This is a genomic window from Micromonospora terminaliae (assembly GCF_009671205.1).
GTDB lineage: Bacteria > Actinomycetota > Actinomycetes > Mycobacteriales > Micromonosporaceae > Micromonospora > Micromonospora terminaliae.
Window position 1 is genome coordinate 1070885 of sequence record NZ_CP045309.1, and the last position, 25124, is coordinate 1096008.

The window sequence follows — 25124 nt, forward strand, 5'->3', positions numbered from 1 at the left end:
CGCGAACGAAAGACGGCACGGTGACGAGCTGATGTCAGGTTTCCTGCAGAACACGTTCAACGGGTTGGTGGGCGGGGCGTTCTACGCCCTGCTCGCCCTCGGGCTCGCGGTCATCTTCGGCATGCTCCGGGTGGTGAACTTCGCCCACGGCGCCTTCTACATGCTCGGCGCCTTCGGGGCGTACGTGCTGCTCGCCGAGGCGGGTGTGCCGTTCTGGGCCGCGTTGGTGATCATGCCGCTGGCGCTGGGCCTGCTCGGCATGGTGCTGGAGCGGGCGGTGATCCACCGGCTGACCCGGCTCGACCCGCTCTACAACTTCCTGCTCACCTTCGGCCTCACGCTGATCCTGCAGGACCTGGTGAAGTCCCGGTACGGCGTGCAGTCCAGCCCGTACGCCACGCCGACCGAGCTGAGCGGGTCGGTCGACTTCGGACTCTTCGACTTCCCCACCTACCGGGTGTTCATCCTGGGCTTCACGGTGCTGCTCTGCGCCGTGGTCTGGTGGGTGCTCGGCCGGACCCGGGTCGGCATGGTGGTGCGGGCGGCCACCGAGCGTCCCGAGCTGACCCGGGCCTTCGGCATCGACGTGGGGAAGTGGGTGACCCCGGTGTTCGGCTTCGGCATCGCCCTGGCCGGGCTGGCCGGGGTGCTCGCCGCGCCGATGCGCGCGGTGAACCCGCTCATGGGCGCCGACCTGATCATCGTGGTCTTCGCGGTGGTCGTCATCGGCGGGCTCGGCTCGATCTTCGGTTCGGTCGCCGCGGGCTTCGGCATCGGCCTGATCCAGGCCTGGGGCGAGGCGTACCTGTCGGACTTCCCGATCGTGTCGCAGACCGTCGTGTTCGTAGTGATGGCCGCGGTGCTGCTCTGGCGGCCGGCCGGCCTGTTCGGCCGTGAGGAGGCACCGGCATGACGAGCGCCGTCGACACACCCGCCGAGGAGTCGGCCCGGCCCGCCCCGCCGTCCGGGCTGCTCACCGTCGCCCGGGCGCCCGGCTGGGTCCGGTACGCGCTGCTCGCCGCCGGCCTGCTCGTGGCCCTCTGGCTGCCGAACGGGCTCTATCCGGCGGTGGCGGTCGACATCCTCTGCTGGGCACTGTTCGCCGTCTCGGTGGACCTGCTGCTCGGCTTCACCGGGCTCATGTCCTTCGGGCACGCCGCGTTCTGGGGCACCTCGGCGTACGTGACCGGCCTCGTGGCGATCCACGCCGGCCTGCCCTTCCCGGCGGCCGTGCTGGCCGGCGCCCTGGCCGCGGCGCTGCTCGCGCTGCCCATCGGCTACCTGGCGGTCAAGCGCACCGGCATCTACTTCGCCATGGTCACGTTGGCGTTCGCGCAGATGGTCTACTACGTGGCCAACGAGTGGCGGTCGGTCACCCAGGGCGAGAACGGCCTCCAGGGCGTGCCCCGGGAGTTCTTCGGCGCCGACCTCTCCGACGACTACTACTTCTACTACGCGATCCTGCCGATCGTGGTGCTCGGCCTGCTCGCCGCCTGGCGGATCGTGAACTCGCCCTTCGGCCGGGTGCTGGTCGGCATCCGGGACAACCCCGCCCGGGCCCGCGCGCTCGGCTATCCGGTGCACCGCTACAAGCTGACGGCGTTCGTGCTCTCCGGCTTCCTGGCCGGGCTGGGCGGCGGGCTCTTCGCGGTCGGCCACCGGTTCGTCTCGCTGGACGTGCTGCACTGGACGACCTCCGGCAAGGCGGTCATCGTCGTGGTGCTCGGCGGTATCGGCACCCTCTGGGGTGGCGTGCTCGGCGCGGCCCTGGTGGTCCGCCTGGAGGACTGGCTGTCGTTCTCCGGCTTCGAGGCCATCGGCCTGGTCACCGGCGGCATCTTCGTGCTCGTCGTGCTGCTGTTCCGGCGGGGCATCTGGGGCACGATCGCCCACCTGGCCCGGCGCCGGGGAGCCGCCCGCCGTCGCTGACCCTTCTCTCGACGAGACCCCGGGTGGCCGTGCCGCCCGGGGTTCCGTCTGCGCGCCGCCGGGGTGACGTGGGACACAAACGATACGAACCGGTTCCGTATCGAAACCTTCTCACTTACGCTCGGCAGCGTTACGAGTCTGTCCCGTATCGTATTTGACGCGGGTGAGTCGGGGGGAGAACCCGAGTGGAGCCGCACGAGAACACCGGACACCCGAGGAGGTGGGCGATCCTGGGGGTGCTGGTGATCAGCCTCCTCGTGGTCGTCCTCGACAACACGATCCTCAACGTCGCCCTGCGTACCCTCGCCGACCCGGTGCACGGCCTCGGGGCCAGCCAGGGCGAGCTGGAGTGGGCGATCAACTCCTACACCCTGGTCTTCGCCGGACTGCTGTTCACCTTCGGCGTCCTCGGCGACCGCCTCGGCCGCAAGCGCTTCCTGATGGTCGGCCTGGCCCTGTTCGGGCTGGCCTCGCTGCTCTCCGCGTACGCCCAGGACCCGGGCCAGCTGATCGCCACCCGAGCCCTGATGGGCGTCGGCGGCGCGGCCATCATGCCGGTGACCCTGTCGATCATCTCCAACGTCTTCGACCCGCGGGAGCGGGCCAAGGCGATCGGCGTCTGGGCCGGCGCGGTCGGCCTGGCCGTGGCCATCGGCCCGGTGCTCGGCGGCGCCCTGCTCGAGCACTACTGGTGGGGCTCCGTCTTCCTCATCAACGTGCCCGTGGTGGCGCTCGGCGTGGTGCTCGTCGCCGCCCTCGTCCCGGAGTCCCGGGACCCGCGGCCGGGCCGGGTCGACGTGCTCGGCGTGCTGCTGTCCGTGGTCGGCCTGGTCGCCCTCACCTACGGCATCATCGACGGGGGCGAGCACGGCTTCGACCGGTCCCGGGTCTGGCTCGCGGTGGTCGGCGGGCTCGCGGTGCTCGGCTGGTTCGTGGCCCACGAGCTGCGCAGCGACCACCCGTCGCTGGACGTCCGGCTGTTCCGGGTCCCCCGGTTCGCCGCCCCGGTGGCGCTGGTCGGCCTGGTCTTCTTCGCGGCCATGGGCGTGATGTTCTTCGGCGCGTTCTACCTCCAGCTGGTCCGCGGCTACAGCCCGCTGGAGAGCGGCCTGCTCTTCCTGCCCTTCGCGGCCGCACAGCTGATCTTCGCACCGCGCAGCGCGGCCATGGTCCGGCGTTACGGCGGCCGGGCGGTCGCCGGGGTCGGGCTGCTGCTCACCGCGGCCGCGCTCGGCGCGTTCGTGCTCATCGACGCGGACACCCCGATCTGGATCTTCTCGGCGCTGGGCTTCGTGCAGGGCGCCGGGATGGCCAACATCATGCCGCCGGCCACCGAGTCGATCATGTCGGCGCTGCCCCGGGAGAAGGCCGGCGTGGGCTCGGCCGTGAGCAACACCGTCCGCCAGGTGGCCGGTGCGCTCGGCGTGGCGGTGCTCGGCTCGGTGCTCTCCGCCGTCTACCGCAACGACGTGGCCTCGGCCGTGTCCGGCCTGCCCGCCCCCGTCCGCGACGCGGCCCAGGAGTCCATCTCCGGGGCGTACGCCGTCGCCGGCCGGCTCGGGGCCGGCGCCCCCCGGCTCATCGACGCGGCGAACGGTTCGTTCGTCTCGGCGATGCACTGGGCGGCCGGAGTGTCCGCGCTGGTGGCGCTCCTCGGTTTCGTCATCGTGCTGCGCTGGATGCCCGGCCGCCCGGTGATCGAGACCGACGCCCGGCCGGCCACCGAGCGGGAGTTGGCCGGGACCGCGTAGGTTCGGCGACAATGTCTGACATGACCTCTACGGCTGATGCTCCGCGGTCGCCCGGGCGACCGCGGAGCGTCCGCGCGGACGAAGCGATCATCGAAGCCACCCTCGACCTGCTCGCCGAGGGCAGCACCATCGAGGCGCTCTCCATCGAGGCGATCGCCGCCCGCGCCGGAGTTGGCAAGGCCACCATCTACCGCCGGTGGTCGGGCAAGGACGCGTTGCTCATGGACGCGCTGCGCCGGCTCAAGGGCGTGCCGCCCCAGCCCGCCGGGCGGTCGGTCCGCGACGACCTGGTGCTGCTCGTCGGCGCCGTCGGCCACAACGTCGACCCGCGGGCCGCCAGGATCATGCCGTGCCTGGTGCCCGAGGTGAACCGCAGCCCGGACCACTTCCAGCTCTACCAGAACATCATCGAGCCGCGGCGGAAGCTGATGCGCGAGGTGCTGCGCCGCGGGGTGGACAGCGGGGAACTCCGCGCCGACCTCGACATCGAGCTGGCCATGACGCTGCTCAGCGGGCCCATGCTGATCCAGCGGGTGCTGCGCTGGCACCCCGAGCTGGACGAGCGGATCCTCCCCGAGCGGGTCGTGGACAGCGTGCTCGAAGGCCTCCGCGCCCGCTGACCCCCGGCCGCCCGGGTCAGGCGGCCGGGGTGCGCAGGCGGTGCAGGCGCAGCGCGAGCTGCACCTCCAGGGCGCGCTCCGGCTTCTGCCAGTCCGCGCCGAGCAGCTGCCCGACCCGCTCCAGCCGCTGGGTCACCGTGTTGACGTGCACGTGCAGCAGCTCCGCGGCACGGGCCAGGCTGCCGCCCACCCCGAAGTACGCCTCGAGGGTCTTCACCAGCGCCGTGCCGCGCCGGGCGTCGTAGTCGACCACCGGCCCCACCGTCGCGGTGAGGAAGCGGGCCACGTCCCGGTCACCCGAGTCGCCGACCGCACCCAGCAGCAGCCCCACGAAGCCCAGCTCGGCGGTGCTCGCCCCCTGCCCGGCCCGGCCCAGCGCACCCAGCGCGGTCAGGCACCGCTCCGCCTCGGCGAACGTCGTGGCCAGCGAGGCGGGCCCGGTCGACGGCCCGCTCGAACCGGCGGTCACCGGGCGGCCGGTCACCCGGGACAGGTCCCGGGCCACCGCCCGGGCCGCGCCACCCGCGTCCTGGCCGGGCAGCATGAGCACCACCCGCCCGTCGCGCGCCGCGGCCAGCCCGCCCCGGGTCGAGGCGTACGTGGTCGCCCAGGAGAGCACCCGCTGCCGGGCCGAGCCGGTGGCGGCGATCGCGTCGTCGCCGACCGCCACGAGCACGTGCGGGGCGTCCAGGTCCACGCCGAGCCGGCGGGCGCGGCTGCGCAACGCGTCGGCGTCGCGCAGTGGCCGGGCGATCAGGTCGTCCAGCAGCTCGCCCCGGACCCGCCCCTCCGCCTCGGCCACCGTCCGGCGGAACAGCAGCAGCAGCGCCGTGACCAGCGCGGCGCGCTCCAGGATCCGCTGGTCGGCGTCGACCAGCTCGCCGTCCGGGCGCAGCACCAGCGCGCCCAGGTTCTCCGCACCGGCGACCACGGCGGCGTACCAGAGCGGACCCCGGCGGACGCTGCGCCCCTCGGTGCGGGAGGCGGCCACCGCCTCGACGATGTCCGCCCGGTCCGGCTCCTCGATCTCGCCCACGCGGGCCAGCCGCCGCCCCTCGGCGTCCAGCGCCAGCAGCGCCCCGCCGAGCACCTCGGTGACCGCCGCCGCCACGTCCTCCATCCCGCCGCCGCGCACCACCAGGGCGGTCATCCGGTCGTGGGCGGCCGCGGCCCGCTCCACCGAGCTGCTGTGCGCCCGGATCGTGCTGTTCGCCGCCGACAGCTCCTCCAGCGCCGACCGGGTCTCGGCCAGCAGCCGGGCCGTGTCGATGGCCACCGCGGCGTGCGCGGCCAGGGAGACCAGCAGCGACACCTCCTCCCGGGCGAACGGCCGGGCGGAGCGGTTGGCCGCGTACAGCACGCCGATCACGCTCGACCCGAGCCGCAGCGGGACACCGAGGATGGCCACCAGGCCCTCCTCGCCCACCCCGCCGTCGATCTCCCCGGTGTGCTTGAAGCGGTCGTCCTCCTGGTAGTTCGAGGTGACGTACGGCGTGCCGGTCTGCGCCACGAGACCGCCCAGGCCGTCGCCCATCTCCAGCCGCAACCGCTGGAACCGCGCCGAGATCGACCCGTCGGTCACCCGCATGTAGGTGTCGCCGCGCTCGTCGTCGTTGAGCGTCATATACGCCACGTCGGTGCCGAGCAGGATCCGCGCCCGGTGCACGATGGCCCGCAGCACGTCGTCCAGGTCCCGCAGCCCGGCCAGGTCGCTGGCCGTGTCGTACAGGCCGGACAGCTCGGTCTCCCGGCGGCGCCGCCGCTCCAGCAGCGCGCGGACGCGCAGCGCCACCAGCTTGGCCTGCTCCAGCTCGGCGAGGCGCTCGGCGGGCAGGCCGGCGGCGCGGGCGGCGACCAGCGGCCCCTCGAACTCGACCGCGGCGGCCTCCCGCGCCAGCAGCTCCAGGAACTCGACCGGCGACGACATGACCGACATTGTGCGCGAGGCCACTAGTTGGCCGTCCAGCCCCCGTCGAGGGCGATCGACGCGCCGGTGATGAACGCGGCGGGCGGCGAGCACAGGTACGCCACCAGCTCCGCCACCTCCTCCGGCTCGATCAGCCGCTTGATCGCCGCCCGGGCCAGCATGATCTTCTCGACCACCTCGTCCTCGCCGATGCCGTGGCTGGCCGCCTGGTCGGCGATCTGGCTCTCCACGAGCGCGGTCCGCACGTACGCCGGGTTGATGCAGTTGGCGGTCACCCCGTGCGCGGCGCCCTCCAGCGCCACCACCTTCGACAGCCCCTCCAGGGCGTGCTTCGCCGACACGTACGCCGCCTTGTACGGCGAGGCACGCAGCCCGTGCACCGAGGAGATGTTGACGATCCGGCCCCACCCGTTCGCGTACATCCGGGGCAGCGCCCGGCGGATCAGCAGGAACGGCGCCTCGACCATCACCCGCTGGATGTACTCGAAGCGCTCGACGGGGAAGTCCTGCACCGGCGCGACGTGCTGGAGGCCGGCGTTGTTGACGACGATGTCCACGTCGACGTCGAGCCGGTCCACCGCCTCCGCGTCGGCCAGGTCGACGCCCTCCGCCCGGCCGCCCGCCTCCGCGGCCACCGCCTTGGCCGCCTCCACGTTGCGGTCGACCACCAGCACCGCCGCGCCGGCCGCCGCCAGGCGCAGGGCGCAGGCCCGTCCGATGCCGCCGCCACCACCGGTCACCAGCGCGGCGCGACCGGAGAGGTCGACGTTCACGACGTGGGGGACCGCCACGGGTTCTGCCGTCATGGCGCAAGAAGTTACGAGCTGTGTGGCCGGCGGCACATGGGCCGGCGACACATACTCGACCGCTTCAGTGTGTGGCGCGGATCGAGTGCGCCGCTCCCGGCGTGTCCGGCCGGTCGGGCGTCGGACCGCACCAGTAGGGTGTCGAACACACGTACTGCTGGAGCTCGGGGAGGAGGCGGCGTGCGCGTGCTGGGCGTCGACCCGGGGCTGACCCGGTGCGGGGTCGGCGTGGTCGAGGGCGTGCCGGGCCGCCCCTGCACGCTGGTCGCCTACTACGTGGTCTACACCGATCCCGCCGACGACCTGCCGCTGCGCCTGCTGCACCTGGACCGCTCGCTCACCGAGCTGGTCGCCGAGCACCGCCCCGACGCCGTGGCCGTCGAGCGGGTGTTCAGCCAGCACAACGTCCGCACCGTGATGGGCACCGCGCAGGCCAGCGGGATCGCCGTGCTCGCCGGGGCGCGGGCCGGGCTGCCCGTGCAGACGTACACCCCGAGCGAGGTGAAGGCGGCGGTGACCGGTTCCGGCCAGGCCGACAAGGCGCAGATGACCGCCATGGTGACGCGGCTGCTGCGGCTGCCCGAGCCGCCCCGCCCGGCCGACGCCGCCGACGCCCTGGCCCTGGCCATCTGCCACGTCTGGCGCGGCGGCACCCGGTCCAAGCTGGCCGCCGCGGCGGAGCGGGCACGACGAGGAGGAACGCGATGATCGCCAGCGTGCGCGGCACGGTGACCGCGACCGGTCCGGACCACGCCGTGGTGGAGGTGGGCGGCATCGGCCTGGCCGTGCAGTGCGCCCCCGGCACCATCGCCGAGCTGCGGGTGGGCCAGACCGCCCGGCTGGCCACGAGCCTGGTCGTCCGGGAGGACTCGCTCACCCTCTACGGCTTCGCCGACGACGACGCCAAGCAGCTCTTCGAGCTGCTCCAGACCGCCAGCGGGGTCGGGCCGCGGCTGGCCCAGGCGGTGCTCGCCGTGCACACCCCGGACGCGGTCCGCAAGGCCATCGCCAACGCCGACACGGTGGCGCTCACCCGGGTGCCCGGCATCGGCAAGAAGGGCGCCGAGCGGCTCGTGCTCGAACTGCGTGACCGGATCGGCCCGGTACCGGTCGGGGTCGACGGCGCGGCCGGGGTGACCGGCGGCGCCTGGCCGGAGCAGGTCCGCCAGGCCCTGATCGGGCTCGGCTGGACCGCCGCGCAGGCCGAGCAGGCGGTGGCCGCGGTCGCGGAGACCGTCGACGGGGAGACCCCGCCCGTGCCGGTCCTGCTCAAGCAGGCCATCCGCCTCCTGGGCCGCACGCGATGACGGGCGACAACCTCGTCTCGGCGTACGTCAGCGACGCGGAACGGGACGCGGAGGCCAGCGTCCGGCCCAGGCGGCTGGAGGAGTTCATCGCCCAGCACCGGGTCCGCGATCAGCTCGACCTGCTGCTCCAGGGCGCCATGCGGCGCGGCTCCCCGCCCGACCACATCCTTCTCTCGGGGCCGCCCGGCCTCGGTAAGACCACCCTGGCCAACATCGTGGCCGCCGAGCTGGGCTCGGGGATCCGGGTGACCAGCGGCCCCGCCATCGAGCGCTCCGGTGACCTGGCCGCCATCCTGACCAGCCTCGCCGAGGGCGACGTGCTCTTCATCGACGAGATCCACCGGATCGCCAAGCCGGCCGAGGAACTGCTCTACAGCGCCATGGAGGACTTCCGGGTCGACGTGGTGGTCGGCAAGGGTCCGGGCGCGACCGCCATCCCGCTCGACGTCGAGCCGTTCACGCTGGTCGGTGCCACGACCCGGTCCGGCCTGCTCACCGGCCCCATGCGGGACCGGTTCGGCTTCGTGGCGCACCTGGACTTCTACTCACCGGCCGACCTGGAGGCGCTGCTGCACCGCTCGGCGCGGATCCTCGGGGTGCCGATCACCGCGGACGGGGCGGCGGAGATCGCCGGCCGGTCCCGGGGCACGCCCCGGATCGCCAACCGGCTGCTGCGCCGGGTCCGCGACTTCGCCGAGGTCCGCGCGGAGGGGGTGGTCAACCTGGAGACCGCCCGGGCGGCCCTGACCGTCTACGACGTCGACGCGCTGGGCCTGGACCGCCTGGACCGGGCGGTGCTCACCGCGCTGGTCGACTCGTTCCGGGGCGGGCCGGTGGGGCTGTCGACCCTCGCCGTGGCGGTGGGGGAGCAGCCGGACACGGTCGAGGAGGTGTGCGAGCCCTTCCTGGTGCGGGCCGGGCTGCTGGCGCGTACGCCGCGCGGCCGGGTCGCCACGGCCGCCGCCTGGCACCATCTGGGGCGTACGCCACCGAATGGTACATTTGGCGCGGATGCCGCTCCGGTGCCCGATCTGTTCTCGGCGCAGGCCGATCAGCCGTGATGCGAACGTGATCTGTGCCGCATTCGGTGTTCTCAGGTGCAGGGATTAGACTTCGCCGCGGTTTGTACAGGACGTGAGAACTCGCCTCCGCTCCGGTGCCCCACCGGGCGGCGCGGAGGCCAATGGGAAGGTCGACAACCGTGCTTTACGCAGCAGCGAGTGGCGGGGGAGCCGGCGGTCTGACGCCGATCCTCATGATCGCTCTGCTCTTCGGCGTCATGTACTTCATGATGATCCGCCCCCAGCAGAAGCGTCGCCGTGAGGCCGAGCAGATGCAGTCCGCGCTGGGCGTGGGCGACGAGGTGGTCACCATCGGCGGGCTCTACGGCACGGTGACCGGGGTCGAGGACGAGACCGTCCTGCTCGAGGTCGCCCCGGGCGTGCAGACCCGGTACGCGCGCCCGGCGATCGCCCGCGTGGTGAAGCGGGTCGAGGCCCCCGAGGCCGAGACGATCACCGAGGAAGCCGAGCCGGTCAAGGAGTGACCACCGGCCCCGGACGGGGCAGCGGATTCACTCACACAAGTGGATAGTTGGGTCGGCGTCCGACGCCGGCACGCGGGGAACCCCGCGCGACGCCGCCGCGTCGTGCGCCGGGGAGGCGTGCCGTCCGGCGGCGCCGACCCCCCGGAGCAGTCGGGCGGACACCCCCGGCCCGACAATCTCGCCGCTGCCGAAGCGGCGCGACCGTACAGGGAGACAGGACAGCCGTGGCACCACCTCAGGGACAGATGCGCCCCGGACGGCAGCTCGCCGTCCTCGGGTTCATCTTCGTCGTCCTCTATCTTTTGGTGTTCTTCTCGGGCGGCGCCAGCGGTGGCTGGAAGGACCGGCTGGAGCCCCGGCTCGGCCTGGACCTCATCGGCGGCACCCGGCTGACGCTCGAGGCCACCAACACCGTGGACGGCAAGCCCCCGACCTCCGCCAACCTGGAGGAGGCGCGCCAGATCATCGAGAACCGGGTCAACGCCTACGGCGTGGCCGAGGCCGAGGTGGTCACCGAGGGCAACCGGAACATCGTCATCTCCCTGCCCGGCCAGAACCGGGACCTGACGAACGTCGGTGAGGCCGCCGAGCTGCGCTTCCGCAAGGTGCTCAAGGCCACCGACGGCAGCGGCGCCGCCGCCGCGCCCGCCCCGACCGCCAGCGCCACGCCGGCCCCGTCGGGCAGCGCAACGCCGGCCCCGTCCGGCAGCGCGACCCCGCAGCCGTCGGGCAGCGCCGCGCCCAAGGCGACCGCGTCGCCGACCGCCGGCGGTCAGGGCGGCATGGCCCCGACGCCGAGCGCCAGCGCCGCCGCACCGACCCCGTCGGCCACGCCGAGCGCCGCCGCGCCGAGCCCGAGCGCCAGCGAAGCGCCGGTGCCGCAGAGCATCGAGCAGCAGCGCAAGGCCATCGAGCAGAAGGTGGGCGCCGCCGCCTGGGCCGCCGCGTCCGGCCTCCAGGCGCCGGCCGACCTCTCCGCCGACCCGTCGCTGGCCGCCAAGCTCAAGCCGTTCGGCACGCTCTCCCCGCAGGAGATCGCGGTCCTGCCGGTCGGGATGCAGTTCAACGTCCCGACCATCACCTGCCAGCAGCTCGACAACCGGCCGGCCGCGTCGATCAAGGACGAGAACCAGCAGGCCGTGGCCTGCGAGTCCGGCGCCAAGTACCTGCTCGACAAGGCCAAGGTGCTGGGCACCGACGTCGACGACGCCAACGCCGTGCTCGACCAGACCAGCGCGTGGGTGGTCAGCCTGAACTTCACCGGCAAGGGCCAGGAGAAGTGGACGGCGCTGACCCGCGAGGCGTTCAACAACGAGGGTCAGGCCTGCGACCAGACCGCGCTCGGCCAGGACGGCAAGTGCCGGGTCGCCGTGGTGCTGGACAACGAGATCGTGTCCTCCCCGGAGATCCAGGGCGTGCTGACCGGTGACTCGCAGATCACCGGCAGCTTCGACAACAAGAGCGCCAACGCGCTGGCCAGCCAGCTCCGCTACGGCGCGCTGCCGGTGACCTTCGAGCCGCAGGAGCAGCAGAACGTCACGGCGACGCTGGGCGACAGCCACCTGAAGGCGGGCCTCCTGGCGGCCGGCATCGGCATGCTGCTGGTCATCATCTACTCGTTCTTCTACTACCGGCTGCTCGGCTCGGTCATCTTCCTGAGCCTGGTGCTCTCGGCGCTGCTGGTCTTCGGCGCGCTCGTGGTGCTCGGCCGGTCGATCGGCTTCACCCTCACCCTCGCCGGCATCGCCGGCATGATCGTGTCACTCGGTGTGGCGGCGGACTCGTTCGTCATCTACTTCGAACGGCTCAAGGACGAGATCCGGGAGGGCCGCAGCCCCCGCAGCGCCGTGCCGCGGGCGTGGGTCCGGGCCCGCCGGACGATCATCTCGGCGAACGCCATCACCCTGATGTCGGCCGTGGTGCTCTACATCGTCTCGGTCGGCGCGGTGAAGGGCTTCGCCTTCGCGCTCGGCCTGGCGACCGTCCTCGACCTGGTCGTCGTGTTCCTCTTCCGCCACCCGATCATGACGATGTTCGCCCGGACCCGGGCGTTCCTGTCCCCGCGGGTCAGCGGTCTCGGCCGGGCCCTGCCGGCCCGGTCGGCCGAGTCGGGCTCCGCCCGCAACCCGCGCGTCAAGGAGGCCTGAGATGGCTAAGAGTGGTCTGGCCGCCCGGCTCTACCGGGGCGAGGCCGATCTCAACATCGTCGGGAAGCGCAAGCTCTGGTTCGGCGTGGCCGGCGTGCTGGTGCTGATCGCCGTGCTGAGCTTCCTGCTCAGCGGTTTCAAGCTCGGCATCGAGTTCGCCGGCGGCAACTCGTTCCAGGTGCCGGCCAGCGTCGGCACCCTGGAGCAGGCCGAGGCGAAGGTCGACGCGGCGCTCGCCGCCAAGGGCGGCGGCGCCGAGGTGGTCACCGCGCAGAAGGTCGGCAGCACCAGCGGCGAGTACTACGAGCTGCGCACCGGGCAGCTCTCCGCGGAGCAGGCCAACGAGGTCAAGACCGAGATGGCGCAGTCGTTCGGCATCCAGGCCGACCAGATCAGCGGCAGCCAGGTCTCGGAGGCGTGGGGCAGCCAGGTCACGTCGCGCGCCCTGCTCGGTCTCGTGATCTTCGTGGCGGTGGTGGCGATCTACCTCATCCTCCGCTTCGAGTGGCGGATGGCGGCCGCGGCGATCGCGTCGCTGTTCACGAACCTGGTGCTCACGGCCGGCATCTACTCGTTGGTCGGCTTCGAGGTCACCCCGTCGACGATCATCGGCTTCCTCACGATCCTGGGCTTCGCGCTCTACGACGTGGTGGTGGTCTTCGACAAGGTCCAGGAGAACACCCGGGGCATCACCGCCAACAACAACCAGACCTACGGCGAGGCAGCCAACCTCGCGTTGAACCAGAGCCTCATGCGGTCGCTGAACACCTCGGTGGTCGCGCTGCTCCCGGTCGGCGGCCTGCTCTTCATCGGTGCCGGCCTGCTGGGTGCGGGCACCCTGAAGGACCTGGGTCTGGTCCTCTTCGTCGGTATGGCGGTGGCCTTCCTGACCTCGATCCTGCTGGCCACCCCGCTGCTGGTGCTGCTCAAGAACCAGGACCCGCGGATCAGCGCCCACAACAAGCGGGTGCTGGCCCGCCGGGGCGCCATCGCCCGCGGCGAGGTCACCCCGAAGGGCGCCCCGCGCGCCGCGACGGCCACGGCCGACGAGGCCATCGACCCCGAGGCGGCCGCCCTGGCCGGCGCCGCCCCCAAGGTCGGCGCCCGGCCGGCCGGCAAGCGCCCCAGCGGCGCCCGGGGCGGGCGCCCCGCCGGTGGCGGGGGCAACCGGCCCGGTGGCGCGAAGCGCCGCTGACCGCCCACCCGGTAGAGATCGACCTGGCGGCGTCCGCCATGCTGTGAAAGCGGCATGACGGACGCCGCCGTCGTTCGAGAGGACATGGGACGCACCGTGACGGAGACCCACACCACCGGGGTACGGGGAGACAGCGGCCCGGAGGTCGCCCGCCTGGTCGCCAGCCGGGTGCTGGACGTGCCGGACTTCCCGAAGCCCGGGGTCATGTTCAAGGACCTCATGCCGCTCTTCGCCGACGGCGCCGCCTTCCGCGAGGTGATCGACGGGATCATCGCGTACCACGGGCGGGACTCGTTCGACGCGGTGGTCGGCATCGAGGCGCGCGGGTTCGTGCTGGCCGCGGCCGTCGCGTACGCGACCGGGGTCGGCGTGGTGCCGGTGCGCAAGGCCGGCAAGCTGCCCCGGGCCACCCACTCGGCCTCCTACGCCCTGGAGTACGGCGAGGCGACCCTGGAGGTGCACCAGGACGCCTTCACGGCCGGCCACCGGGTCCTGGTCCTGGACGACGTGCTCGCCACCGGCGGCACCGCCGAGGCCACCCTGGACCTGGTGGAGCGGGCCGGCGGCACGGTGGCCGGTTTCACCGTCCTCATGGAGCTGGGCTTCCTCAAGGGCCGGGAGCGGCTCGCCCCACGTCCGGTCCATGCCCTGCTGACCGTTTGAGCCGACCGGCCCGTCGGGCGGACCCGGTGCGGTCCGTCCGGCGGAGCGGCGGCGTACCCTGCGTACGGGTAGCATTGCCCTTTGCTTGACCGGCCGGGTGACCGTCCGGTCAGCGCGCGGGGCTGCCGGGCCGCGAGGTTCCGATGCCCGGCGCGGAACAACTCCGGCCCCTCGGCCGGTTGGACAGGACGTCGGCCGCACGGCCGGCGCAACCCGGCGAGCGGTGAGGAGGCCGGTGTCCCACGATGTCGTCCCTCCGGTGGAGGGCACGGTGCACCCGACAGGCGACGCGGACGGCTCGGTGACCGAGCGGAGCGGCAACCCGCCGGCACCGCTGACCGGGCCGGAGGTGAAGGCGGACGGCGGGGCGGTCGTGGTGCCGTTCCCGACCGACGGCGCGGCGGACCCCACGCCGGCCGGCGGCTTCGCCCTCTCCAACGCGCCGACCGGCCGCCGGGTGCGCGCCCGGCTGGCCCGGTTCAACGCGCCCTGGCAGACCTCGCAGGTCAGCGAGGTGCTGGAGCCGCTGATCGCCACCCACCGCGAGAACCACCCGAAGGCCGACGCCCGGCTGCTCCAGCGTGCCTTCGACACGGCCGCGCGCTGGCACTCGGGTCAGTACCGCAAGTCCGGTGACCCCTACATCACCCACCCGCTCGCCGTGGCGACCATCCTGGCGAACCTGGGCATGGACACCACCACCCTGGTCGCCGCGCTGCTGCACGACACGATCGAGGACACGGAATACACCCTCGACCAGATGCGCGCCGACTTCGGCGGCGAGGTGGCCCTGCTGGTCGACGGCGTCACCAAGCTCGACAAGGTCAAGCTGGGCGACGCGGCCAAGGCGGAGACGATCCGCAAGATGGTCGTGGCCATGGCGAAGGACCCGCGCGTCCTGGTGATCAAGCTGGCCGACCGGCTGCACAACATGCGTACCCTGACCTTCCTGCCCCGCCCCAAGCAGGAGCAGAAGGCCAAGGAGACCCTGGAGATCCTCGCCCCGCTGGCCCACCGCCTCGGTATGAACACGATCAAGTGGGAGCTGGAGGATCTCGCCTTCGGCACCCTGTTCCCGAAGCGGTTCGAGGAGATCAACCGGCTGATCGGGGAGCACCAGCCGCAGCGCGAGGCGCTGCTGCGCCAGGTGACCCAGAAGGTGTCCACCGACCTGAAGGCCGCCAAGATCAAGGCGGAGACGACCGGCCGGCCGAAGCACCTCTACTCGATCTACCAGAAGATGATCGTGCGGGGGCGCGACTTCAACGACATCTACGACCTGGTCGGGGTGCGGATCCTGGTCGACACGGTGCGGGACTGCTACGCGGCGCTGGGCGTCATCCACGCCAACTGGCAGCCGGTGCCGGGCCGGTTCAAGGACTACATCGCCATGCCCAAGTTCAACATGTACCAGTCGTTGCACACGACGGTCATCGGGCCCACCGGCAAGCCGGTGGAGATGCAGATCCGCACCTACGCGATGCACCGCACCGCCGAGTTCGGCATCGCCGCGCACTGGAAGTACAAGGAGCACAAGGGCACCCCGGTGGTCGGCCCGCCGGCGCACATCGACGAGATGACCTGGCTGCGCCAGCTGCTGGACTGGCAGCGCGAGGCGGCCGACCCGAGCGAGTTCCTCGACGCGCTGCGGTTCGACCTGTCCAGCCAGGAGGTGTACGTCTTCACCCCGAAGGGCGACGTCATCCCGCTGCCGACCGGGTCGACGCCGGTGGACTTCGCGTACGCGGTGCACACCGAGGTCGGGCACAAGTGCATCGGCGCCCGGGTCAACGGCAAGCTGGTGCCGCTGGAGTCGACGCTCTCCAACGGCGACGTGATCGAGATCTTCACCTCGAAGTCCGACACGGCCGGCCCCACGCAGGACTGGCTCGGCTTCGTCAAGAGCCCGCGCGCCCGCACCAAGATCCGCCAGTACTTCAACAAGGAGCGGCGGGAGGAGGCGATCGAGGCCGGCAAGGACTCGATCGTCAAGGCGATGCGCAAGCAGGGCATGCCGCTGCAGCGGATGCTCACCTCCGACGCGCTCATGGCGATCGCCCGGGACCTGCACCTGGCCGACGTGGCCTCGCTCTACGCCGCGGTCGGCGACAGCCAGGTCTCCGCCCAGTCGGTGGTGCAGAAGCTGATGGCCGCGTACGGCGGCGAGGAGGGCGCGGCGGAGGACATCGCCGAGACCGCCGTCGCCACCCGGCCGCCGCGCAGCCGGCAGAGCAGCGCCGACCCGGGCGTGGTGGTCCGGGGGGTCAGCGACGTCTGGATCAAGCTGGCCCGCTGCTGCACCCCGGTGCCGCCGGACGCGGTGTTCGGCTTCGTCACCCGCTCCGGCGGGGTGAGCGTGCACCGGGACGACTGCGCCAACGCCGAGGACCTGCGGGCGCAGAGCGAGCGGGTGGTCGAGGTGAGCTGGAAGCTCACCTCCGCCTCGACCTTCCTGGTGGCCATCCAGGTGGAGGCCCTCGACCGGCACAAGCTCCTCGCGGACGTGACCCGGGTGCTCTCCGACGAGCGGGTCAACATCCTCTCCGCGACGGTCACCACCACCCGGGACCGCGTGGCGGTGAGCCGGTTCAGCTTCGAGATGGCCGACCCGAAGCACCTGGGGCACCTGCTGGCCGCGGTCCGCAAGGTCGACGGCGTCTTCGACGCCTACCGGGTCACCTCGGGCGCCTGACCCGGGGCACACACGGAAGAAGCGCCCGCCGGCGGCCTGCCGGCGGGCGCTTCGTCGTCGTGCGGTCGGGTCAGGCGCCCTGGATGTCGCTCATGCTCAGCTTCTTGATGACGATCTCCTTCTTCGGGTGACCGCCGCCGGCCTGCTGGGCGAAGGCGCCGTCGTCACCGGCCGCCGCCACCTGCTTCACCACGTCCATGCCGCCGGTGACGGTGCCGAGGACGGTGTAGTTGGGGTCGAGCTGGGAGTCGCCGTAGACGATGAAGAACTGGCTGCCCGTGCTGCCCGGCTGGCCGGAGTTGGCCATCGCGATGACGCCCTCCGGGTACGGGGGCCGCTTGTCGGTGGGCAGGTTCTCCTCGCCCACGTTGTAGCTCGGCCCGCCGGTGCCGTCGGTCTCCCGCCAGCCGTTGCCGGTCGCGCTCGGGTCGCCGCACTGGAGCACCTTGATGCCCTGGGTGACGAGCCGGTGGCACTTGGTGTTGTCGAAGAAGCCCTTGCTGGCCAGGTGGGTGAAGCTGCCCGCGGTGCACGGCACCAGACTGCGGTCGAGCTTCGCGGTGATCGGGCCCAGATTGGTGTCGATCGTCATCGTCTGGGTGCCCTTGGCGGCCTGCTGGGTCGGAGGCAGCCCGACGTCCTTGATCTGCTTCGGGCGCCCCTCCTTGGCGACCTCGTTGTACGTGCACTGCGAGAACCCCGGGTTGCCGGCGGTGTTCTGCTTCTCGTCGTCACCGCCGAGCGACGTGGCGAGCCAGACGGTGCCGGCCACGACGAGCACCAGCACGGCCGCGGCGCCGACGATGGCCTGGGTCTGCCGGCGCTTGCGGGCCCTGGTGGCGCGCTCGGCCATCTCCCGCTCGAGGCGGGCCCGCGCCGCCGCGCGCTGCCGCTCTCTCGTGGACGTCACGGTCACTCCTCACATGCTTCTCGGGTACGGCGCGACGCGCCGCTGCTCAGGTGGGTCGGCCGGGTCAGCCGGCGCTGGGGCTCGCCGCCGGCCCGCTCGTGGCGGCCGGCGCGGCGTTCGGCTCGCCGACGGTGAGGCTCTGGATCACCACGTCCGTCTTCGGCTTGACCTTGGCCCCACTCCCATTGTCCACGGTCGGCAGGGCACCGATCTTCTCCACCACGTCGAGGCCGCCGGTGACCTTTCCGACGATCGTGTAGCCCGGGGTCGGCGGGTTGAAATCCTTGAAGAAGATCAGGAACTGGCTGCCGTTGCTGCCGGGCGGGTTGCCGATCATGGCGACCGTGCCCTTCGGGTAGGCCGGGGCCTGCGCCGGCGCCGGCGAGGCCGACGGGCTGGCCTCCGGCTTGGTGGGGACGTTCTCGTTGTAGAACGAGTAGGTCGGGCCGCCCAGCCCACTGCCGCTCGGGTCGCCGCAGCGCAGCGCCCCCTCGGTGGTGATCTCGTGGCACTTGGTGTTGTCGTAGAACGACTTGCCGGCCAGGAACGAGATGCTCGCCGCGCCGCACGGTGCGGAGGCCAGGTCCAGGTCGGCGGTGATCGGGCCGCCCTGGTTGGTGGTGACCGTCATGGTGCGGGTGCCGGCGGTGGGCAGGCCCTTGGTGGGTGGGGTGCCGCCGACGTCCTTGAGGTTGGTGTTGGCCGTGGCGTCCTGCGGCGTCCAGAGGCAGGTGTCCTCGGCGGCCGGCTTCTTCGGATCGGAGTCGAAGGCGCCGAGCGCCCAGGCCGAGCCGACCACGATCAGCGCGAGCACCACGGCGGCGCCGACACCGGCCTGGATCTGCCGGCGGCGCTTCGCGGCCGCGGCCCGCCGGGCGAGCTGCCGGTCGAGCTTGGCCCGCGCCAGTTTGCGCTGTCGGTCCCTGCTGGAAGCCACCCGTGCTCCCCTTCCTCTACCCTGGTCCTCGCCGGCGCCGGGCGCTGCCCGCCCGCGCTCGCGGGGGTGCGCCACGCCACACGCCCGCCAGAGTGTACGGGTACCGGCTGGGAAAGTGGTGTACGAGGTCCAGCCTCGGTTTATCGGGCGTTGTCACTGTGCCTGGCGGGGCGACTGGGGCCGGTGGTCGGCGAAACCCGGTCGCCCGTGCCGCTAGGCTGCTGACAGGGACGACGAACCGGACGGAAGGGGAGCGGACGTGCTCGTGGCCGGCTTTCCCGCGGACGCCTTCGGCACCAACTGCTACGTGGTGGCGACCGCGCCGGGGGAGCAGTGCGTGGTGGTCGACCCCGGCATCGGGGTGCTCGACCGGCTCGACGCCGTGCTCGCCGAGCACCGCCTGCACCCGGCCGCCGTGCTGCTCACCCACGGCCACCTCGACCACACCTTCTCGGTGGCCCCGGTCTGCGGCGCGCGGGGCATCCCCGCGTACGTCCACCCGGAGGACCGGGAGCTGCTGGCCGACCCGTCCAAGGCGCTCTCGATGGACCTAACCCAGCTCTTCGGCGGGCGGCTGCCGTACGCGGAGCCGGACGACGTGGCGGAGCTGACCGACGGCGCGACCCTGTCGCTGGCCGGGTTGGAGATCACCGTCGACCACGCCCCCGGCCATACCGGCGGGTCGGTGCTGTTCCGGCTGCCCGGCGCCGGCTCGCCCTGGGAGGCCGAGCAGATCTGCCTCTCCGGTGACGTGCTCTTCGCCGGCTCGATCGGCCGCACCGACCTGCCGGGCGGCAGCATGCCCCGCATGCTGGCCAGCCTCCGGGAGAAGGTCCTCCCGCTGGCCGACGACACCGTCGTCCTGCCCGGCCACGGCCCGCAGACCACCGTCGGCCGCGAGCGCGCGACCAACCCGTACCTCGTCGAGGTGTCGGGCACCGGCGGCGCGCGCCCGGCGGCACCCGCCCGCGGCCTGTAGCCGCACCACGACCTCCCCGCGCGGGTCCCGCGCGGGACGCAAGGAGTACGCCATGAGCAAGCCCACGCCCATCTCCGGCTTCCCGGAATGGACGCCCGCCCAGCGCATGATCGAGCAGTTCGTGCTCGACCGGATCCGCGCCACCTTCGAGCTGTACGGTTTCGCACCCCTGGAGACCCGCTCGGTCGAGCCCCTCGACCAGCTGCTGCGCAAGGGGGAGACCTCGAAGGAGGTCTACGTGCTGCGCCGGCTCCAGGCCGACACCGACGGTCCGGCCGGCGACGACGCCCTCGGCCTGCACTTCGACCTGACCGTGCCGTTCGCCCGGTACGTGCTGGAGAACGCCGGCAAGCTCCAGTTCCCGTTCCGCCGCTACCAGATCCAGAAGGTGTGGCGGGGCGAGCGCCCGCAGGAGGGGCGCTACCGGGAGTTCCTCCAGGCCGACATCGACATCGTCGACCGGGACACCCTGCCGGCCCACTACGAGGCCGAGATGCCGCTGGTGATCGGCGACGCCCTGCGATCGCTGCCGATCCCGCCGGTGCGGATCCAGGTCAACAACCGCAAGATCTGCGAGGGCTTCTACCGGGGCGTCGGGCTGACCGACCCGGAGGCGGCACTGCGCGCCGTCGACAAGCTCGACAAGATCGGCCCGGCGAAGGTCGCCGAGCTGCTGGCGGAGACCGCCGGGGCGAGCGAGGCGCAGGCCAAGGCGTGCCTGGCCCTCGCCGAGATCTCCGCGCCGGACGCCTCGTTCGCCGACGCGGTGCGCGCCCTCGGGGTGACCGACCCGCTGCTGGACGAGGGCATCGCCGAGCTGACCGCGGTGGTGGAGACCGCCGCCGCGCACTCGCCCGGCCTGTGCGTGGCCGACCTGCGGATCGCCCGGGGCCTGGACTACTACACGGGCACGGTCTACGAGACGCAGATGATCGGCTACGAGCGGTTCGGCTCGGTCTGCTCCGGCGGCCGGTACGACAACCTGGCCAGCTCCGGCAACGTCCGCTTCCCCGGGGTGGGCATCTCGATCGGCGTGACCCGGCTGCTCGGCCTGCTCTTCGGCGCGGGCGCCCTGTCGGTCTCCCGGGACGTGCCGACCTGCGTGCTGGTCGCCGTGACCACCGAGGAGGAGCGGCCGGCGAGCAACAAGGTCGCCGAGGCGCTGCGCTCCCGGGGCGTCCCGACCGAGGTGTCGCCGAGCGCGGCCAAGTTCGGCAAGCAGATCCGGTACGCCGAGCGGCGCGGCATCCCGTACGTCTGGTTCCCCGGCGCGGAGGGCGACGAGGTGAAGGACATCCGCTCGGGCGAGCAGGTGCCTGCCGCCGCGGGGGAGTGGACGCCGCCCCGGGCCGACCTGAAGCCGCTGGTGGGGCCGGCCGCCGCTGGCGTCTGACGACGATTGGACCTACGGTGGCGTAAGTTACGCCACCGTAGGGAGATCGCCGTGACCGTGCTCAGCCAGACCGCTCTGCTCCTCGAACTCGAACCCGTGGTCGAGAAGAACCTCGACCGGCACCTGTCGCTGGCCAAGGAGTGGTTCCCGCACGAGTACGTGCCGTGGAGCGAGGGGCGGACGTTCGACGGCCCGCTCGGCGGGGAGCCGTGGACGGAGGCGGACTCGACGCTGCCCGAGGTGGCCCGCACAGCGCTGATCGTCAACCTGCTCACCGAGGACAACCTGCCCTCGTACCACCACGAGATCGCAACGCTGTTCGGGCGGGACGGCGCGTGGGGGACCTGGGTGCACCGGTGGACCGCCGAGGAGGGGCGGCACGGCACGGCGATCCGCGACTACCTGACGGTGACCCGGGCGGTCGACCCGGTGGCCCTCGAACGGGCCCGGATGACCCACATGTCGGCGGGCTACGTCAACACCCACGACGACGAGGTGCTGCACTCGCTGGCGTACGTGTCGTTCCAGGAGCTGGCGACGCGGATCTCGCACCGCAACACCGGCCGGGCGACCGGCGACCCGGTCTGCGAGGCGCTGCTGGCCCGGGTGGCGGCCGACGAGAACCTGCACATGGTCTTCTACCGCAACCTGCTCGGCGCCGCGTTCGAGCTGGCCCCGAGCCAGGCCATGCGGGCCGTGGCCGACGTGCTGGCCGACTTCCAGATGCCGGGCGTGGGCATCGACGGCTTCGCCCGCAAGTCGGTGGCGATCGCCCTGGCCGGCATCTACGACCTGCGCCAGCACCGGGACGAGGTGGTGGTCCCGGTGCTGCGCCAGTGGAACCTGTTCGAGGCGACCGGTCTGGACGCCGACGGCGAGGCCGCCCGCGACCAGATCGCCGCCCACCTCGACATGCTGGAGACCCAGGCGTCCCGCTTCGAGGAGAAGCGCGCAGCCCGCGCCTCCCGCCTAACGGCGACCCGCTGACCCCTCCGCCCCCTCCCCTCCACCCCTCCGCCGCGTCGATCATGGACTTGTGGTCCCGGACAAAGGTGGATGAGAGCGGCACCTCGGGCGCCACGACTCCATGATCGACGGGGTGGGGTGGGGTGGCGGTGGGGCGGGTTACGCGGGGTGGTCCAGGGGGAACAGGAGGCAGCTTGACGTGGCGTGGGCGATCAGGCGGCCCTGTCCGTCGGTCAGGCGGGCCTCGGCCAGGGCGGTGCGGCGGCCCCGCTGAAGCACGGTGCCCTCGCAGCGCAGGGTGCCGCTGGCGACGGTGACCGGCCGGAGGAACTTCACGTTCAGATCCAGCGAGGTGTAGCCGACGCCGGCCGGCAGCGTGGTGTGCACGGCGCAGGCGGCCGCCGTGTCCAGCAGCGTGGAGAGGACGCCGCCGTGCACGGTGCCCAGCGGGTTGTAGTGGAACTCCTGCGGCACGAGCTCGACCGCGACGCGGCCCTCGTCGGCCTCCATCCGGGACATGTCCAGGAGGTGCATAACCGGTGGCGCGGCCAGTTCCCCGGCGATCATCGCGCGCAGCAGCTCGAGGCCGCCGCGCCGGCCGATGTGGGCGGCCCCGGCCACCGGGTCGGACCAGGTGAAGGTGCGGCTGCGCTCCTGCGTCTGTGTCATGGACTCAGCCTCGCAGCGCGTTGCTGAGTCTGTCAATCAGACCTAGCCTGGTCGGCATGAGACCCGCGGCACTGGACTGGTCGGTGGAGAACTGCACGATCGCCCGCGCCATGGAGATCCTCGGCGAGCGGTGGACCCTGGTCGTGCTCCGCGAGGTCTTCAACGGCGTGCGCCGCTTCGACGACATGCGGGTGCGCACCGGCATCCCCCGGCAGGTGCTCACCAACCGGCTGGCCATGCTGGTCGAGCAGGGGGTGCTACGACGGGAGCCGTACCGGGAGCCGGGCAGCCGGCTGCGGCACGAGTACCGGCTCACCGACAAGGGCCTCGATCTCTGGCCGGTGCTCGTGGCGGTACTCGGCTGGGGCGACCGCTACCTGGCCGACCCCGACGGCTCGCCGCTGGACGTGGCCCACCGTGACTGCGGCGCCGAGGTGCGGGTGGCGCTGCGCTGCGCCGAGGGGCACGACGTGACCGACCCGCGCGACGTGCTGCCGCGACCGGGACCGGGCGCCCGCCGCCGGAGCTGAGCGCGCCGCCCGGCTCTGACACCCAACGGCGTCGATGTTGCTTCGCGGTTACATCGTACGGCCCCGCGAATTCGGGCAAAGCCACGTCTTGCTTACGATCTTAAATATGTGAATACTTGGGTCGCCCGGACGGTTTCCCCAGGTCGGCCGGGTTGCCCCCGGGCGCGTCTGCATGACAGTGCCCGTCACCCCCACCCGGAGGTTGTTACATGCGACCCACGAGGTCAATGCTCCGCCGCGCCGCCGTCGTCGCCATGGCCGGCACCCTGGTCACCGGCTCGCTGCTCGGCGCACCCGCCCAGGCGGCCCCCGCCTCGCCCGCGTCGCCCGACGCCGCCGCCGCCCTCGCCACGAAGCTCGGAGACCGCGCCGCCGGCGCGTACGCCGACAGCAGCGGCACCATGGTCGTCGCGGTGACCGACGCCGCGGCCGCCCGCCAGGTCCGCGCCGCCGGCGCCACCCCGAAGCTCGTCACCCGGGGCGCCGACAAGCTCGCGGCCGCCACCAACGAGCTGGAGCGGTCCGCCAAGATCCCCGGCACCGCCTGGTGGACCGACCCGGCCACCAACCAGGTCGTCGTCTCCGTCGACAGCACCGTGACGGGCGCCAAGCTGGACAAGGTCAAGGCCGCCGCCGCCCGCACCGGTGGCGCGGTCCGGATCGAGGCCGAGGCCGGTGTGCTGAGCACCCGGATCTCCGGCGGCAACGCCATCTACGCCGGCGGCGGCGGGCGCTGCTCGCTCGGCTTCAACGTGCGCAGCAGCTCCGGCGTGAAGTACTTCCTCACCGCCGGGCACTGCACCAACATCTCGGCGAGCTGGTACAGCAACTCCGCCCAGACGAGCCTCCTCGGCAGCCGGGCCGGCACCAGCTTCCCCGGCAACGACTACGGCATCGTGCGCTACAGCAACCAGACCACCACCCAGCCCGGCAACGTCTACCTCTACAACGGCAGCTACCAGGACATCACCGCCGCTGGCAACGCGTACGTGGGCCAGAGCGTCCGGCGCTCCGGCAGCACCACCGGCGTGCACAGCGGCTCGGTGACCGCCCTGAACGCCACCGTGAACTACGCCGAGGGCAGCGTCTCCGGCCTGATCCGCACCACCGTCTGCGCCGAGCCCGGTGACAGCGGCGGCTCGCTCTTCGCCGGCAGCACCGCGCTCGGCCTCACCTCCGGCGGCAGTGGCAACTGCTCCTCCGGCGGCACCACCTACTTCCAGCCGGTGACCGAGGCGCTCAGCGTCTACGGCGTCAGCGTCTACTGATCGACACCACGTGAGCGGGCCGCCGGGCGACCGGCGGCCCGTTCCGCGTCTCCGGCCCGCCGGCACCGCGCCCCGCCGGCCGGGGTCGGTCAGGTGACCGGCGTGTCCGGCCGGGCCGGGTCCGCCACCGGCGGGTCGGGCCGCAGCGCCGACCAGCGGCGGTGTGCCCGGCGCGCGGAGAGGACGGCGGCCAGCGGCCAGAGCGCGACGGCGAGCGCCGCTACCCGCTCGGCCAGCCCGGTCCGCGAGCCGCCGGTCACCTCGACGACGAACCAGCCGAAGAGGACCAGCAGCAGCGCGGTCGCGGCCAGCGCCACCGGGCGGCGGAACGCCCACGGCGGTGTGCCGGCGGGCGAGGCGGCCACGCCGCGCGGCACGGCCCGGGGCAGCCGCAGCGCCGACCCGGCCGGCCAGAGCGACAGGGCGAGCACCGCGATCGTGGCCACCGTCCCGTGCGCCGGCGAACCGCCGACCTGCGGGCGGGGAAAGGCGATGAGCGCGATGGTGGCCATCCCGCCGAGCGCCAGCAGGAACCGGCTGGGCAGCCCGGCCGCATGCAGGACCAGCGCCGTGCCCAGGTAGCAGCAGCCGAGCAGCGCCAGGCAGCCCGCCATCAGCCACGGGTCGGTGGCGCCCTCGCCGGCCAGCTCGCTGATCGTGTCGCGGACCGGGTCGTAGCCGGACGGCTGGCGGGCCCCGGCCACCGTCCAGCCCGCCACCAGCAGGACGGGCGCCGCAGCGGCCGTGGCCACGGCCCAGCTCGGTACGGCACGCACCCGGCCACGGTAACCGCCCGGACCGGCCCCGGCGCGGGGTTCGTCCCGGCCCGTCCCGCCGGGTGCCCGGGAGCCGGCCCGCCCGCCCTGACAGAATGCGGGGAGCAGACGTG

23 protein-coding genes are annotated in these 25124 nt (G+C 72.8%); 17 read left to right on the forward strand and 6 right to left on the reverse strand.

Annotated elements, in window-relative coordinates; all coding sequences use genetic code 11:
- Nucleotides 1-31: 31 nt before the first annotated feature.
- From GCE86_RS04855 to GCE86_RS04870, 4 genes are all read left to right on the forward strand, one after another.
- Nucleotides 32-913, forward strand: a complete 882-nt coding sequence (locus tag GCE86_RS04855; protein ID WP_154225813.1) for a branched-chain amino acid ABC transporter permease — start codon at nucleotides 32-34, stop codon at nucleotides 911-913.
- Complete coding sequence (locus GCE86_RS04860) at nucleotides 910-1929, forward strand: branched-chain amino acid ABC transporter permease (protein WP_154225814.1); 1020 nt, start codon at nucleotides 910-912, stop codon at nucleotides 1927-1929. Before GCE86_RS04855 ends, GCE86_RS04860 begins: the two co-directional genes overlap by 4 nt.
- Nucleotides 1930-2114: 185 nt before the next feature.
- On the forward strand, nucleotides 2115-3680 hold the full coding sequence (locus GCE86_RS04865; protein ID WP_154225815.1) for an MFS transporter: 1566 nt from the start codon (nucleotides 2115-2117) through the stop codon (nucleotides 3678-3680).
- Between the two features lie 11 nt (nucleotides 3681-3691).
- Nucleotides 3692-4300, forward strand: coding sequence for a TetR/AcrR family transcriptional regulator (locus GCE86_RS04870; protein ID WP_154225816.1), 609 nt, complete (start codon nucleotides 3692-3694; stop codon nucleotides 4298-4300).
- A gap of 16 nt (nucleotides 4301-4316) precedes the next feature.
- On the opposite strand, the gene GCE86_RS04875 is transcribed toward GCE86_RS04870, so the two are convergent.
- Together GCE86_RS04875 and GCE86_RS04880 are read right to left on the reverse strand one after the other, a co-directional pair.
- Nucleotides 4317-6236, reverse strand: coding sequence for a helix-turn-helix domain-containing protein (locus tag GCE86_RS04875; RefSeq protein WP_091263680.1), 1920 nt, complete (start codon nucleotides 6234-6236; stop codon nucleotides 4317-4319).
- Between the two features lie 14 nt (nucleotides 6237-6250).
- Complete coding sequence (locus GCE86_RS04880) at nucleotides 6251-7033, reverse strand: 3-hydroxybutyrate dehydrogenase (RefSeq protein ID WP_154225817.1); 783 nt, start codon at nucleotides 7031-7033, stop codon at nucleotides 6251-6253.
- Nucleotides 7034-7213: 180 nt separating this feature from the next.
- On the opposite strand from GCE86_RS04880, the gene ruvC reads away from it, so the two are divergent.
- The 8 genes from ruvC (at nucleotide 7214) to GCE86_RS04920 (ending at nucleotide 16583) form a co-directional block, all read left to right on the forward strand.
- On the forward strand, nucleotides 7214-7741 hold the full coding sequence (gene ruvC, locus GCE86_RS04885; protein WP_154225818.1) for a crossover junction endodeoxyribonuclease RuvC: 528 nt from the start codon (nucleotides 7214-7216) through the stop codon (nucleotides 7739-7741).
- Entirely contained in the window at nucleotides 7738-8340 is a 603-nt protein-coding gene (gene ruvA / locus GCE86_RS04890; RefSeq protein WP_154225819.1) for a Holliday junction branch migration protein RuvA, read from the forward strand. Before ruvC ends, ruvA begins: the two co-directional genes overlap by 4 nt.
- Nucleotides 8337-9401, forward strand: a complete 1065-nt coding sequence (gene ruvB, locus GCE86_RS04895) for a Holliday junction branch migration DNA helicase RuvB (RefSeq protein WP_154225820.1) — start codon at nucleotides 8337-8339, stop codon at nucleotides 9399-9401. The genes ruvA and ruvB overlap by 4 nt, the downstream gene beginning before the upstream one ends.
- A gap of 140 nt (nucleotides 9402-9541) precedes the next feature.
- Nucleotides 9542-9886, forward strand: coding sequence for a preprotein translocase subunit YajC (yajC, locus tag GCE86_RS04900; protein WP_187399590.1), 345 nt, complete (start codon nucleotides 9542-9544; stop codon nucleotides 9884-9886).
- A gap of 224 nt (nucleotides 9887-10110) precedes the next feature.
- On the forward strand, nucleotides 10111-12033 hold the full coding sequence (secD, locus tag GCE86_RS04905; RefSeq protein WP_208818070.1) for a protein translocase subunit SecD: 1923 nt from the start codon (nucleotides 10111-10113) through the stop codon (nucleotides 12031-12033).
- A 1-nt stretch (nucleotide 12034) separates the two neighbouring features.
- Nucleotides 12035-13228, forward strand: a complete 1194-nt coding sequence (gene secF / locus GCE86_RS04910; RefSeq protein ID WP_154225821.1) for a protein translocase subunit SecF — start codon at nucleotides 12035-12037, stop codon at nucleotides 13226-13228.
- A 96-nt stretch (nucleotides 13229-13324) separates the two neighbouring features.
- Nucleotides 13325-13891, forward strand: coding sequence for an adenine phosphoribosyltransferase (locus GCE86_RS04915; protein ID WP_091321705.1), 567 nt, complete (start codon nucleotides 13325-13327; stop codon nucleotides 13889-13891).
- Nucleotides 13892-14150: 259 nt separating this feature from the next.
- Complete coding sequence (locus GCE86_RS04920) at nucleotides 14151-16583, forward strand: RelA/SpoT family protein (protein WP_208818110.1); 2433 nt, start codon at nucleotides 14151-14153, stop codon at nucleotides 16581-16583.
- A gap of 70 nt (nucleotides 16584-16653) precedes the next feature.
- Here GCE86_RS04920 and GCE86_RS04925 read toward each other — a convergent pair whose 3' ends face one another.
- Together GCE86_RS04925 and GCE86_RS04930 are read right to left on the reverse strand one after the other, a co-directional pair.
- Nucleotides 16654-17493, reverse strand: a complete 840-nt coding sequence (locus GCE86_RS04925; protein ID WP_154225823.1) for a peptidylprolyl isomerase — start codon at nucleotides 17491-17493, stop codon at nucleotides 16654-16656.
- 64 nt (nucleotides 17494-17557) lie between these two features.
- Nucleotides 17558-18430: a peptidylprolyl isomerase gene (locus GCE86_RS04930; protein ID WP_154225824.1), complete on the reverse strand. Its 873-nt coding sequence runs from the start codon at nucleotides 18428-18430 to the stop codon at nucleotides 17558-17560.
- A gap of 259 nt (nucleotides 18431-18689) precedes the next feature.
- On the opposite strand from GCE86_RS04930, the gene GCE86_RS04935 reads away from it, so the two are divergent.
- Genes GCE86_RS04935 through GCE86_RS04945 form a run of 3 tightly spaced genes read left to right on the forward strand, consistent with a single transcriptional unit; the run spans nucleotide 18690 to nucleotide 21789 of the window.
- Nucleotides 18690-19409, forward strand: a complete 720-nt coding sequence (locus GCE86_RS04935; protein ID WP_154225825.1) for an MBL fold metallo-hydrolase — start codon at nucleotides 18690-18692, stop codon at nucleotides 19407-19409.
- Between the two features lie 52 nt (nucleotides 19410-19461).
- Nucleotides 19462-20802 carry a histidine--tRNA ligase gene (gene hisS, locus GCE86_RS04940; protein WP_154225826.1) on the forward strand — a complete coding sequence of 447 codons (1341 nt, stop codon included), beginning with the start codon at nucleotides 19462-19464 and terminating at the stop codon, nucleotides 20800-20802.
- Between the two features lie 51 nt (nucleotides 20803-20853).
- Nucleotides 20854-21789, forward strand: a complete 936-nt coding sequence (locus GCE86_RS04945) for an acyl-ACP desaturase (protein ID WP_154225827.1) — start codon at nucleotides 20854-20856, stop codon at nucleotides 21787-21789.
- Nucleotides 21790-21927: 138 nt separating this feature from the next.
- Here GCE86_RS04945 and GCE86_RS04950 read toward each other — a convergent pair whose 3' ends face one another.
- Nucleotides 21928-22437, reverse strand: coding sequence for a PaaI family thioesterase (locus tag GCE86_RS04950; RefSeq protein WP_154225828.1), 510 nt, complete (start codon nucleotides 22435-22437; stop codon nucleotides 21928-21930).
- Between the two features lie 56 nt (nucleotides 22438-22493).
- On the opposite strand from GCE86_RS04950, the gene GCE86_RS04955 reads away from it, so the two are divergent.
- The gene (locus GCE86_RS04955; protein ID WP_154225829.1) at nucleotides 22494-22967 is read left to right on the forward strand and encodes a winged helix-turn-helix transcriptional regulator; all 474 of its coding nucleotides are present in this window, start codon (nucleotides 22494-22496) and stop codon (nucleotides 22965-22967) included.
- A gap of 209 nt (nucleotides 22968-23176) precedes the next feature.
- Nucleotides 23177-24235 carry a S1 family peptidase gene (locus GCE86_RS04960; RefSeq protein WP_154225830.1) on the forward strand — a complete coding sequence of 353 codons (1059 nt, stop codon included), beginning with the start codon at nucleotides 23177-23179 and terminating at the stop codon, nucleotides 24233-24235.
- 89 nt (nucleotides 24236-24324) lie between these two features.
- On the opposite strand, the gene GCE86_RS04965 is transcribed toward GCE86_RS04960, so the two are convergent.
- Entirely contained in the window at nucleotides 24325-25011 is a 687-nt protein-coding gene (locus GCE86_RS04965) for a DUF998 domain-containing protein (protein WP_244317181.1), read from the reverse strand.
- Nucleotides 25012-25124: the final 113 nt, after the last annotated feature.